Below are 10,776 nucleotides of genomic sequence, written 5' to 3'. Positions count from 1 at the left end.
ACCGACAACGGTCCACTGCGAGCTTGGTGAGTGTCAACCGCCAGACTGTCAATGAATTACGACTCTCACGGGGTTCGCGTGGTTTGCCATCCAGCGCTCAGGTCGTCTCAAGGATGCCATTCCCCCCCGCCAGGTTGCCGGACGCCAATAAACCCAGAGATGCGGCACTCGGACTCGGCATGCCCCAAAATCTCATGTCTTTTTTTGCAGGGGGAGCGGGTAAAGGCAGACCCCCACCCTTTACGGGAGATCCAGGACTCCAGACGTACCGGGGTCTCCCAAACCGATTCCGCCAATTCCAGACAGAACTCAGTTCGCCAGCTTTTCGATTTCTTCAGGGCTGAAGCCTGCCTCTGAAAGAATTTTGTGAGAGTGCTGTCCAAGAGTGGGAGGAGGCCGCAAGGGTGTCTCTCCCATTCGCAGTGGTGTGAGGAGATGGATCACCTTCCGTCCCCGCTGAGAGTCTTCAGACTCGATGAAAAGGCCACGCGCGCGGAGCTGGGGATCCTCCAACACCTCATCGCCCTCGAGGACGGGTTCGACACACAGGTCCCTGCCCGCGAAGCGCTCCTTCCAATGGGACAAGGGGTGCTCGGCGAAGATGCGAGTGAACTCAGACTTCACTCTCAGACCGGCCTCACCCGTGTCGTAGGCGTCCGCGAGGAGCTCCGGGCGGCCCAAAACCTCACACACACCGGCGAGGAACTTGGGCTCCAGCGCGCCCACGGACAGGTAGCGGCCATCGCTGGTGCGGTACAGGCCATAGCAGGCATAGCCGCCGTTGAGGGCCTCGCGGCCGCGGCGCAGGGGTTGGCCGTGCTCGCCCATGACGAGCCGCGCCGCCAGGTGCATGTGGAGGAAGGCCAGGGCGCCATCCGTCATGGACACGTCCACGAGGCGGCCCTCCCCGGTGCGCTCGCGCTCGTGGAGCGCCGCGAGGATGCCCACCAGCGCGAAGAGGCTGCCGCCGCCGATGTCGCCGAGCTGCACGCCCGGGAAGGCCGGTGCGCCCTCCGCGTCCCCGCCGTAGCCGAGCACGCCCGCGCGCGCCGCGTAGTTGATGTCGTGCCCCGCCTTGAGCCGGTCCGGCCCCGTCTGCCCATAACCGGAGATGGCGCAGTAGACGAGCCGGGGGTTCTGCTCGCGCAGCACGCTCCAGCCCACGCCCAGCTTGTCCATCACACCAGGCCGGAAGCTCTCCACCAGCACGTCGTAGCCGCGCACCAGCCGCTTCAAGGCCTCGCGCCCCTCGGGGGACTTGAGGTTGAGCACCAGCGAGCGCTTGTTGCGGTTGAGGCCGTAGTAGAGCGCGCTCTCGTCGTCGCGCATCGGCGGCATCTGGCGGATGTAGTCACCGCCGTCGGGGTCCTCGACCTTGTCCACCGTGGCGCCCAGGTCGGCGAGCACCAGCGTGGCGTACGGGCCCGGCAGCAGCCGGGACAGATCCAGGACCTTGAGCCCGGACAGGGGAAGCGTGTTCATGTTGGGGGAGTGGGGGGCTGGGGGGAGATGCGGACAAAAAAGAAGCGGCGCGGCCCCGGAGAGGAGCTCGCGCCGCCCGAGGAGACTCGCGCCTGGAGGCGCGGCTCCGGCGATTCTAGCCGAGCAGCTTCGCCAGCTTCATGGCGAGGCCCATGTCCATCGGCTTGAACTTGAGCTTGCCCTGCATGGCGGCCATCTGGGCGTTGAGCTGCTTGGCGCGGATCTTCACGAAGTCGTCGTTGCTGACGGTGATGGTCATCTTCGGGGTGCCCTCGGCGCCCTTGGAGACCCAGTCGGCCGGCTTGGTGCAGTCCAGCGTCCAGGTGCCCCCGTTGTCGCCGGTGATGTTGAAGTGGATGACCGAGTTGATGTCCTTGGCCAGCTGCGGGTTCTGCTGCAGCGTGGTCGGGATGTCCTTCTCGATGATCTCCTGAGCGTTCGACATGGCACTCTCCTTTGGAGGATTGACTGCTGAATCAACGACGGGCGGACCGTAATGATGGTACCCGGGCAGGTCAAGCCAGCTGGCGCCCCTCAGCGTCCGGCACTGGCCTGGGCTTGCCCCAGTGAACGCCGGACCATCTCCAGCAGGTCGTTGAGCTCGAAGGGCTTGGCCAGGTGGCCCACCGCGCCGATGTCCGTGGCCTTGCTGCCCACGTTGCGATCCGCACTCAGGACGATGAGCGGGATGTTGGCCACGTTCGGCTTCTGCCTCATCCGCTGGGCGAACTCCCAGCCGTCCATCACCGGCATCATCAGGTCCAACAGGATGAGCTGGGGAGGATCCGGCTCGAGGCGCTCCAGCGCCTCCTTTCCGTTGCGGGCGCGGCGAATCTCGAAGCCCTCGGCCTCGAGAATCTCGGAGAGGGCCTCGAGGATGTCGGGGTCGTCATCGACCACCAGCACGACACTGGCATCAGGGTGCTGAGAGTGAGCTGAGGACAGATTTTTCTCCTGAGGTTGCGCGCACCCAGATTTTCGCCGAATCCGAGCGGAAGGGTACGGAAGATATCAACTGGTACGAGGGGCAGGTTGGCAGGCTCGTTGCAAAATCGACAGTGCCTGCCCACCGTTCTCCTAACCCATGGACCAGGAGACGGCAGGCGTGAGGGAAGAGGGGGAGCAGCGGGTGGTGGCCGGGGAGGATGCGCCCGGATTCGCCATCCTCTCGCGTCGAGGTCATCTGCGCGAGGTGGATGGACGGATGCGGGCCCACCTGGGGGTGGCACAGCTGCCCGAAGCCGTGGGCTCGCTGGAGGAGCTGCTGAGGGGCGTGGGCTTCCGCCAGCGGCCAGGTGCGGATCTGTGGGAGCACGAGGGGCGGCTGCTCCGGGCGGGCGAGCGCCCCCTGGAGGACGGAGCGAGGCTGTTGTGGACGCTGCCCGTCGAGGGGGATGAGGAGCTCGTCCGGCGCCGGGTGCGCTATCTGGGGCTGGCCTCTCATGATCTGCGGGGCTCCCTGGCGAACGTGCGCTCCTATGCCGCCCTGCTGCTCAATGGCCGCATCCCGCTCGAGCCCAAGGCCAAACGCGGGTTGGAGACCATTCTCCGGAACACGGACCGGGCCCTGTCCTTCGCCCAGGATTTCTTCGATGCGAGCCGGGCCGACCTCGGCATGCTGGCGTGCGAGGCGGAGAAACAGGCGCTCGAACCGCTGCTGGCCCAGGCGGTGGAGCACCAGCTGGAGGCGGCGGGCGCGGCGAGCGTGGGCCTGAGCCTGGAGCTGCCCGGCACGGCCCTGCCCGAGGTGGAGGTGGACGGAGGCCGTGTGCAGCACGCCGTGGAGGCCTTCATCCGCCACCACCTGCTGCACGTCCAGCCCGGGGAGCAGTTGAGGGTGCGGGCGAGGCCGGAGGATGGGGGCCTGCGGGTGGAGGTACGGCGTGACGGCGTGCCTCCCTCGGAGGAGGAGACCGCCCTCACCTTCGCGCGGGAGGAGCGCGCCTTCCGGGAGAAGAAGCTGGAGGATCCGCTGCGGCTGGGCCTCGCGCGGCAGGAGATCGAGGCGCTGGGCGGCTCCGTGGGGGTGACGGCGGACGAGGGAGGGATCACCCTCTTCCTTACACTCCCCATCGCACTCGCTTCCTCGGCGAGCGCCCAGGCCTGAGCCTCCCGATCGTCTTGCTGGCGACCCGCGCCCTCCGAGGCTATCCTGCCCCGGCCTTTTCCAAGGAGTGCGAGATGGGTCTGAAGATGTCGGAGATTCTGCTGATCATGGGGGTGCTGCTGCTCCTCTTCGGAGGCTCGCGCCTGCCGCAGCTCGGCTCCGCGCTGGGAAGCGCCATCCGCAACTTCAAGCGCGGCTTCGGTGGCGAGGAGGCCCCCGCCGCCGAGGACAAGAAGCCGTCGGGGACGCTGGCGAGCGGCGGTGGCGTGGACAAGGACGTCAACGCCCGCAGCACCACCACCACCACCCACCAGGGCTGAGAGCCCGGTCCATCGCCGTACCAAGCGCCCGCTCGGCCCGCCCTCCTGGGGTGAGGCTGAACGGGCGTCGCCGCTCCAGCAGCGGCCAGCCGGCCGGGCGCCCGCTCAATCGGCGGTGTCGCCCTCGTAGAGGCTGTCCAGCAGGGCCTTGTGCTTGAGGCTGACGTGCTTGCGCTTCACCTTGAGGCTGGGCGTCAGCTCGCCGGTCTCCTGGCTGAAGTCGGCGTCCATCACCGCGAAGCGCTTGAGCGTGCTGTAGGACGGCAGCCCCGAGTTCACCTTGTCGAGGATCTCCTGCACCGCGGCGCGGAGCTCCGGCCGCCGGCACAGCTCCGCGTAGGAGCCGGGCGTCACGCCCTTGTCGGTGAGCAGCTTGCGCGCGGGCTCCTCGGCCACCGTGATGAGCGCCACCAGGTACTTGCGCTTGTCGCCATGCACCACCGCCTGGCTGATGAGCGGGAACGTCTTGAGCGTGTTCTCGAGGTTCTGCGGCGCGATGTTCTTGCCGCCGGCGGTGACGATGATGTCCTTCTTGCGATCCGTGATGCGGACGTAGCCCTCCGCGTCCACCTCGCCGATGTCCCCGGTGTGGTACCAGCCATCCGGCTCGAGATCCTCCGCGGTGGCCGCGTCGTCCTTGTAGTAGCCCTTCATCACCCCGGGGCCGCGGATGAGGATCTCCCCATCCGGAGCGATCTTCACCTCGGTGCCGGGCAGCGGCGGGCCCACGGTGCCGATCTTGATCTTCTCCGGCAGGTTGACGCAGGTGGCGGCCGACGTCTCGGTGAGGCCGTAGCCCTCCAGCACCTTGAAGCCGAGCAGCTCGAAGAAGTACGCGATCTTCCGCGACAGCGGCGCGCCACCGGAGATGAACAGGCGCATGTTGCCACCCAGCTTCTCGTCGAGCGCGGCGCGCACCTTGGAGAACACCAGCTTGCGCGCCAGGGCGAGGCCCAGTTGGGGCGGCTCGCGGCCCTGGAGCTTCGCCTCCACGTACTCGTCGAAGAGGGAGAACGCCCAGCGGAACAGGCGGCCCTTCAAGCCCGGGGCAGAGGAGCCGTTGGCCACCACGCCGTTGTAGACCTTCTCGAAGACGCGCGGCACGGCCGGGAGGATGGTGGGGCGCGTCTCCGCCAGGTTGGCCAGCAGCTTGTCCGTGCTCTCGGCGAACACCATCCGGAAGCCCATGGACAGCCAGGAGGCCTTCACCACCTGCCCGAAGGAGTGCGCCAGGGGCAGGAACATCATCACCGCGTCGGTGGGCGCCATCACCCCGATGCGCTTCACCCCATTGGCCTCGTAGGCCCAGTTGCCGTGGGTGAGGAGCACGCCCTTGGGATCGCCCGTGGTGCCGGAGGTGTAGATGATGCTGCAGATGTCGTCGGCCTTCATGGAGCGCACCCGCTCCTCGAAGGACTCGGGCCGGGCCGCATGGGCCTCGCGTCCCCGGGCCATCAGGTCCTCCAGCGTCAGCTCCGCGTCGCCGGAGGCCGGGCCCTCGAAGAGGACCACCTCGCGCACGCTGGGACACTCGGCGAGCTTCTGCCTCAGGCGGGTGGCGCGCCCGGCCTGCTTGGGCGTCTTCTCGTCATGGTCCACGAAGACGAGCGATGACTCGGAGTGGTTGAGGATGTAGCGGACCTCGTCCGGGGTGTTGGACGCGTAGATGGGGACGGTGATGGCCCGCGCCGCGTAGATGGCCAGATCACACACCACCCACCGCAGGCTGGTGTCGGCGAAGATGGCGACCCGGTCTCCCGGCTTCACCCCTCGAGCGAGGAGCCCGGCGGACAGCGCCTTCACGTCCTCGAGGATGTGCCCCCACGTGACGTCCTCCCAGCGGCCCCCCGTCTTCCAACTCGCACCGACCTTCGTGGGAGCTTGAGCCCGTTGCAGCAACAGCTCGACGAGGTTGCCCACGGGCGCGGTGGAGGGGGCCAGCTGGGTCTCGGCTCTCATTTGAGTTCCTCCTCGATGGCGGCCTGGACCTTCTTCGCCCACCCCTGGACGCGTTGACCCTCGGCCGGGTCATACCCCACGCTGCCCTGGGTCACCTTGAGGATGGCCTCGTGCGCCTGCTTCTCCTCGCCATCGGCGAGCAGCGTCTCGGCCAGGTACAGCCAGCCCCGAAGCTGCTCGGGATGTTTCGCGATGGCCTTCTGGTAGAGCGAGGCGGACTTCTTCAGGTCCCTCTTGGGCCACGGCAGCTCATAGAAATAACGGCCCTTGGCCAGAAGAGGTCCTCCACGCTCGAACATCGGGTCGATCTTCAGCGCGGCGTCCAGACGCTCGTTGTACTTGCCCTCCAGCCCCTCGCCGAGCGCCGTGACGATCCCCACCGCCTGCGAGTAGGCACCGATCCCCAGCGCCGCGAAGTACTGGCCCTCGACCCGGTCCGGCGACACCTTCCGGGCGCGATCACCCAGCTCCCACATCTGCTTGCCCAGGCTCTTCTTCGCCTTCGAGTCCGCGGTGCCATCCGCCTGCCACTGTCGAAGCCGGGCCGCGCGCCACAGCACCTCGTAGTCCTCGGGCGTGGCCGCGAGCGCCTTCTGCAGGGCCTCGTCCAGCTGCTTCACCGCGGCGGCATCGTTGCGGCGGGCGTACAGGGCATCCCATGAGGACAGCTCTTCAGGGGACGCGGCCAGCGCTGGCAGGGACACCAGCACGAAAAGAGCAAGTGAAATCGAGCGCATACTCGGCGTGTTAGCACGCGCTTTTCTCCACCAGCAACCCGAGCTCCCCAACGACAAGGGCGGCACCCGCGGTGCCGAAGCACCTCAGGTACCGCCCCGTTGGGTTATGGACATGGAGCCTGTTCCTGGGATCAGGCCGCGTCCGCGGAGGAGGGCTGCTGCTCCTCGTCCTGATTGAAGGCAGCCAGGTAGCGCTCGAGGAAGTTCTTCGTCTTGAGCTCCACCTGCCGTACGCGCTCGCGCGACACACCCCAGCGCTGGCCCAGCTCCTCCAGCGTGCGCGGCTTGTCCTGCGTGAGACGCTCCTGAAGGATGTCCCAGCCCAGGTCGCCAATGCGCTTGCGCACCTTGGCCAGCGCCTCCTGAACCTCCTCGGTCTGCTCGCGGCCCAGGAAGATCTCCGCGGGAGACGGGCCGCCGTCCTCGAGCCGATCCAGGAACGTCGTCTCGCCTTCCTCGTCGATGCTCGCATCGAGCGAGAAGTCCGTCATGCTGCCCCGCTCGGCCTCGCCGCCGCGCACCTGGCTGCGGTTGTCCTTCAGGTAGCGGGTGATGTAGGCGCGGATCCACCACACCGCGTAGGTGGCGAAGCGCACGTTCTTCTTCGGATCGAAGTGCTCGATCGCCTTCATCAGACCCACATTGCCTTCCTGGATGAGGTCATCCAGCCGGGCTCCGCGGTTGGCGAATTTCTTCGCCACCGCCACCACGAAGGCCAGGTTGGACGTCGCGAGCGTCTGTCGCGCCGCTTCATCACCCTTGCGGGCACGCCCGGCCAGCTCGTACTCCTGCTCTCGGGTCAGCTGCGAGTGATCCCCGAGATGGCGCAGGTAGTGCGACAGGCCCTCGGCTCCAAACTTCATCGTCCTGTTCGCCATTTTTCGCGTCCTCCATTCCCTCTTTGACGGACGCGCCCGCCCCAGTTCCGCGTCCACACCACTAGGACGCACAACGAGCCGAAGGGTTTCTCATTTCCGTTCAGGGGTATTTCTCTCGCTTACCCTGTCTACAAGCGTCCAGGGTCTGTCACGGGAGCGTTACAGCCCCTCTTCCCCTCGGGGAAGAGGCCCCTTGCCTCGGAAAACGAGCGCATCCGCGTAGGATCAAGAACGCTTGGGCGCGGGAAAGATTTTCTCGGGGTTCAACATCCCTGAAGGATCGAAGAAGCGCTTCAATTGGCGCTGAAGCTCCAGGACGGGCTCGGGCTGCTCCATCGCCAGATATTCCCGCTTGGCGTGTCCCACCCCATGCTCGCCCGTGATGGTGCCACCCATGGAGACGGTGAGCTCCAGCATGCGCTGGATGGCGGTCTCCACCAGCGCGCGTTGATGGGGCCCCTCGTAGAGGATGTTGGCGTGAAGATTTCCGTCCCCGGCGTGGCCGTACGTGGCCACCAGCAGACCCAGCTCTCCACCCATCTTCTTGAGCGCCTGGATGATGTCGGGAATACGGGACCGGGGTACCACGATGTCCTCGGAGATCTTGTGCGGACGCAACGCGCGCAGGGCGCGTGAAACCATCCGGCGGGCCGCCCAGAGTTTCTCGCGCTGGGACTCGTCCTGGGCGACCAGGACCTCCGTCGCACCGTGCCGCTCGCAGATTTCACCGAGCTGGCCGAGCTCCGCGAACAAGCCGTCCTCCACGTTGCCATCCACCTCGGCGATGACGGCCGAGCCGGCCCCTGGAGGGAAGTTGAAGCCCCGACCATCCACGGCCTCGAGCGCCACCTCGTCGATGAGCTCCAGCGTGCGAGGAAGAATCCCGGCGGCCAGCACGGCGGTGATCGCACGTGCGGCGGTGTGCACCGAGTCGAAAATGACCAGGGCCGTCTTCACGTACCGGGGATTGGGGATGAGCTGGACGGTGATCTCCGTGGCCACGCCGAGCGTGCCCTCGGAGCCCACGAAGAGGCCCACCAGGTCATAGCCGGCCACGCCCTTGATGGTGCGGCGGCCCAGGCGGAGCACCTCGCCGCTCGGCAGCACCCACTCCAGGCCGATGACGTAGTCGCGCGTCACACCGTACTTGAGCGCCCGGGGGCCACCGGCGTTCTCCGCCACGTTGCCCCCCATCGTGCAGAACTCCCACGAGTTCGGATCCGGTGGATAGAAGAGCCCCTGCGCCTCCACGGCCTTCATCAGGTCTCCCGTGATGACGCCCGGCTGCACCACGGCGGTGAGGTCCTCCACCGACACGCTCAGGATGCGGTTCATCCGCTCCAGGCTCACCGCCACGCCCCCCATCAAGGGCAGCGAGCCACCGCTCTTGCCGCTGCGCGCACCACAGGGCGTGAAGGGGACACCCAACGACTGGCACGTCCGGAAGACGGCCGATACCTGCGCGGTGTTCTCCGGAAACACCACGAGGTCCGGCGGGAAGACGCCGCTGTCGGACTCGTCCTTGGAGTAGTCCTCCCGCGTGGACTCGTCGCGGCGCACCTGGCCGGGCGAGAGCACCTCCACCAGCGCCGCGTGCGCACGCTCCAGGAGCGAGGGCTCGGGCCTGGGGAAGGTCCGCTCCGCTGGCAGCAGCGTCCTGGCTCCGCTCATCGCCTCGCTCCCAGCCGCGCCCACAGCTCGCGGCGCAGTGCTCCGTCCTTGCGCAACTGGCCCTCGTAGGCCTCCGCGTGGGTGCGGGCGTCACGCTGCCGGTCTCCCCGGATGCGCAGGCACGCCTGCTCCGCCTCGATGATGCAGGCGGTGGCGGGGCTCCCCAGCACACGAGCCAGCGACGAGGCCACCTCGCGCGCCAGGTCCTCCTGGAGGATGAGCCGGTGCGCGAAGCAGTCCACCAGCGCGCTCAGCCGGCCAAAGCCCACCACCCGCTTCGACGGCATGTAGGCCACGTGCGCCCGGCCCTCCAGGGGAAGCAGGTGGTGCGGGCACATGGAGTGGAAGCGCAGGTCCGTCACCACCACCAGCTCTCCGGACGAGCCCGGAGGCGCGGGGAACGTCTCCCCCAGCGCCTCCTCCGCCGTGCGTCCGTAGCCATCGAGGAACTCCTCCGCCCAGGCCTCGGCCACCCGCTCGGGAGTCCCCATCAGGTTGGGGTCCCCCTCCTGCTTCAGGCCCGCGGCACGCAGGAAGTCCTGGATGGCCGCGGCCATGGCCGCCCGGTCCGGCTTGCCCGCTCCTTCCCGTCCGGACTTCACGCCTCCTGGGACACGACGCGGTACTCGGGGGTTTCCCACAGGCGAAGCTCCTTTGAGGCCGTCGAGCGGGTGTCCCTCCCGGCCATCGCTATTCAGGGGGCGGGCAACCTACCCGAAGCCGCCACCTGAATCTCGTCTCCGATGACACGTACAGCGTAGATGCGCACCCGCGCGCCGGGATGCGTGGGGCTGTCGCCGGTGCGGACGTCGAAGGCCCAGGCATGCAGGGGGCAATAGAGGAGGCACCCGTCCAGATCCCCCTCCGACAGGGGTCCTCCCCGGTGGGGGCAGGCCTGCTGCACGGCATGCAGGCGTCCGTCCGCACGGACCAGTGCCACCCACTCCTTCCCTACCCTCACCACCGCCCGGCCCCGCTCGTCCAGATCGGCCAGACGCGCCACGGAAATGAAGTTCTCGTTGGCCTGTCCGTCCATCGCGATCCTCGAAGCACCGATAGGATGGGAGGCGCCTCGCCGCTCCCTTGACACCTCTATAGGGGACCAGTAGAGCAGATAATTACCGTTTTCCTGCCCGATGCGAATGCGCGCCCACATCGTTGCACACCTCATCGCCCTGCTCGCGGTGGGGATATGGGTTGCCCAGCCGCTGCTCGCCATCGCGCACGCGCGGGAACACGTGCACCGCTACTGCCCGACGCACCGTGCCTTCGAGGAGGCCTCGGTCAAAAGGGGGACGGCGCGCTCCAGCCAGGTCCAGGAAGCCAGGGCCATCGAGAAGCAGCCGCCCACCACGGTCGGCACCCTGCTCCATGAGGAGTGCGCCTTCGCGTCGGTCAGCGCTCGGCAGGAGCTGCCAGGGCCTCCCGAGGTCCAGCCCGTCGTCCAGGCCTGCCTCGAGGTGAGCCGCCCGGCCACCGCGCCGCCCCGGCCCCTCTGCGCGCTGTCCGTGCTCGATACCGCCCCCAAGGCCTCGCCTCCAGCGCGCGTCTAGCGCCGTCGAAGCGAAGTCATGGGTCGGCGTCCGCCCTCATCATCCGGACGTCTGGTTCGAGGAGTCCTT

12 protein-coding genes are annotated in these 10,776 nt (G+C 67.7%); 3 read left to right on the top strand and 9 right to left on the bottom strand.

The features are described from left to right. Positions 1 to 309 precede the first annotated feature (309 nt). The 3 genes from NR810_RS33630 to NR810_RS33620 all read right to left on the bottom strand — a co-directional run bounded on the left by NR810_RS33630 (position 310) and on the right by NR810_RS33620 (position 2,388). A complete protein-coding gene (locus tag NR810_RS33630; RefSeq protein WP_257458551.1) occupies positions 310 to 1,482 on the bottom strand; it encodes a CaiB/BaiF CoA transferase family protein in 1,173 nt (390 codons plus the stop codon). A gap of 115 nt (positions 1,483 to 1,597) precedes the next feature. After that, on the bottom strand, positions 1,598 to 1,927 hold the full coding sequence (locus NR810_RS33625) for an SCP2 sterol-binding domain-containing protein (protein ID WP_257458550.1): 330 nt from the start codon (positions 1,925 to 1,927) through the stop codon (positions 1,598 to 1,600). A gap of 89 nt (positions 1,928 to 2,016) precedes the next feature. Continuing rightward, positions 2,017 to 2,388 (bottom strand): response regulator, encoded by a 372-nt coding sequence (locus NR810_RS33620; protein ID WP_257458549.1) that lies wholly within the window; start codon positions 2,386 to 2,388, stop codon positions 2,017 to 2,019. A 199-nt stretch (positions 2,389 to 2,587) separates the two neighbouring features. Here NR810_RS33620 and NR810_RS33615 point away from each other — a divergent pair, with 199 nt between their 5' ends. Both NR810_RS33615 and NR810_RS33610 read left to right on the top strand, forming a co-directional pair. After that, entirely contained in the window at positions 2,588 to 3,589 is a 1,002-nt protein-coding gene (locus NR810_RS33615) for a sensor histidine kinase (protein ID WP_257458548.1), read from the top strand. Positions 3,590 to 3,663: 74 nt separating this feature from the next. Then, on the top strand, positions 3,664 to 3,909 hold the full coding sequence (locus NR810_RS33610; RefSeq protein ID WP_257458547.1) for a twin-arginine translocase TatA/TatE family subunit: 246 nt from the start codon (positions 3,664 to 3,666) through the stop codon (positions 3,907 to 3,909). Between the two features lie 105 nt (positions 3,910 to 4,014). On the opposite strand, the gene NR810_RS33605 is transcribed toward NR810_RS33610, so the two are convergent. From NR810_RS33605 to NR810_RS33580, 6 genes are all read right to left on the bottom strand, one after another. Then, positions 4,015 to 5,868, bottom strand: a complete 1,854-nt coding sequence (locus NR810_RS33605) for an AMP-dependent synthetase/ligase (protein WP_257458546.1) — start codon at positions 5,866 to 5,868, stop codon at positions 4,015 to 4,017. After that, the gene (locus tag NR810_RS33600; protein WP_257458545.1) at positions 5,865 to 6,605 is read right to left on the bottom strand and encodes a hypothetical protein; all 741 of its coding nucleotides are present in this window, start codon (positions 6,603 to 6,605) and stop codon (positions 5,865 to 5,867) included. Before NR810_RS33600 ends, NR810_RS33605 begins: the two co-directional genes overlap by 4 nt. 131 nt (positions 6,606 to 6,736) lie before the next feature. Beyond that, complete coding sequence (locus tag NR810_RS33595) at positions 6,737 to 7,483, bottom strand: sigma-70 family RNA polymerase sigma factor (protein ID WP_257458543.1); 747 nt, start codon at positions 7,481 to 7,483, stop codon at positions 6,737 to 6,739. A gap of 225 nt (positions 7,484 to 7,708) precedes the next feature. Further along, entirely contained in the window at positions 7,709 to 9,154 is a 1,446-nt protein-coding gene (locus NR810_RS33590) for an FAD-binding oxidoreductase (RefSeq protein WP_257458541.1), read from the bottom strand. Continuing rightward, entirely contained in the window at positions 9,151 to 9,711 is a 561-nt protein-coding gene (folE, locus tag NR810_RS33585; protein WP_306818742.1) for a GTP cyclohydrolase I, read from the bottom strand. Before folE ends, NR810_RS33590 begins: the two co-directional genes overlap by 4 nt. A gap of 137 nt (positions 9,712 to 9,848) precedes the next feature. After that, positions 9,849 to 10,190, bottom strand: coding sequence for a Rieske (2Fe-2S) protein (locus NR810_RS33580; protein ID WP_257458538.1), 342 nt, complete (start codon positions 10,188 to 10,190; stop codon positions 9,849 to 9,851). A gap of 106 nt (positions 10,191 to 10,296) precedes the next feature. Here NR810_RS33580 and NR810_RS33575 point away from each other — a divergent pair, with 106 nt between their 5' ends. After that, positions 10,297 to 10,707: a hypothetical protein gene (locus tag NR810_RS33575; protein WP_257458537.1), complete on the top strand. Its 411-nt coding sequence runs from the start codon at positions 10,297 to 10,299 to the stop codon at positions 10,705 to 10,707. The last annotated feature ends 69 nt before the right edge of the window (positions 10,708 to 10,776 follow it).

It is taken from the genome of Archangium lipolyticum (genome assembly GCF_024623785.1).
Taxonomy (GTDB): domain Bacteria; phylum Myxococcota; class Myxococcia; order Myxococcales; family Myxococcaceae; genus Archangium; species Archangium lipolyticum.
This window is presented reverse-complemented; position numbering and strand designations above follow the sequence as displayed.

What these genes read in the sequence shown, in the direction of transcription:
- NR810_RS33630 (WP_257458551.1), bottom strand. Translation starts at nt 1,482, where the DNA reads ATGAACACGCTTCCCCTGTCCGGGCTCAAGGTCCTGGATCTGTCCCGG.
- NR810_RS33625 (WP_257458550.1), bottom strand. Translation starts at nt 1,927, where the DNA reads ATGTCGAACGCTCAGGAGATCATCGAGAAGGACATCCCGACCACGCTG.
- NR810_RS33610 (WP_257458547.1), top strand. Translation starts at nt 3,664, where the DNA reads ATGGGTCTGAAGATGTCGGAGATTCTGCTGATCATGGGGGTGCTGCTG.
- NR810_RS33605 (WP_257458546.1), bottom strand. Translation starts at nt 5,868, where the DNA reads ATGAGAGCCGAGACCCAGCTGGCCCCCTCCACCGCGCCCGTGGGCAAC.
- NR810_RS33600 (WP_257458545.1), bottom strand. Translation starts at nt 6,605, where the DNA reads ATGCGCTCGATTTCACTTGCTCTTTTCGTGCTGGTGTCCCTGCCAGCG.
- NR810_RS33595 (WP_257458543.1), bottom strand. Translation starts at nt 7,483, where the DNA reads ATGGCGAACAGGACGATGAAGTTTGGAGCCGAGGGCCTGTCGCACTAC.
- NR810_RS33590 (WP_257458541.1), bottom strand. Translation starts at nt 9,154, where the DNA reads ATGAGCGGAGCCAGGACGCTGCTGCCAGCGGAGCGGACCTTCCCCAGG.
- folE (WP_306818742.1), bottom strand. Translation starts at nt 9,711, where the DNA reads ATGGCCGCGGCCATCCAGGACTTCCTGCGTGCCGCGGGCCTGAAGCAG.
- NR810_RS33580 (WP_257458538.1), bottom strand. Translation starts at nt 10,190, where the DNA reads ATGGACGGACAGGCCAACGAGAACTTCATTTCCGTGGCGCGTCTGGCC.
- NR810_RS33575 (WP_257458537.1), top strand. Translation starts at nt 10,297, where the DNA reads ATGCGCGCCCACATCGTTGCACACCTCATCGCCCTGCTCGCGGTGGGG.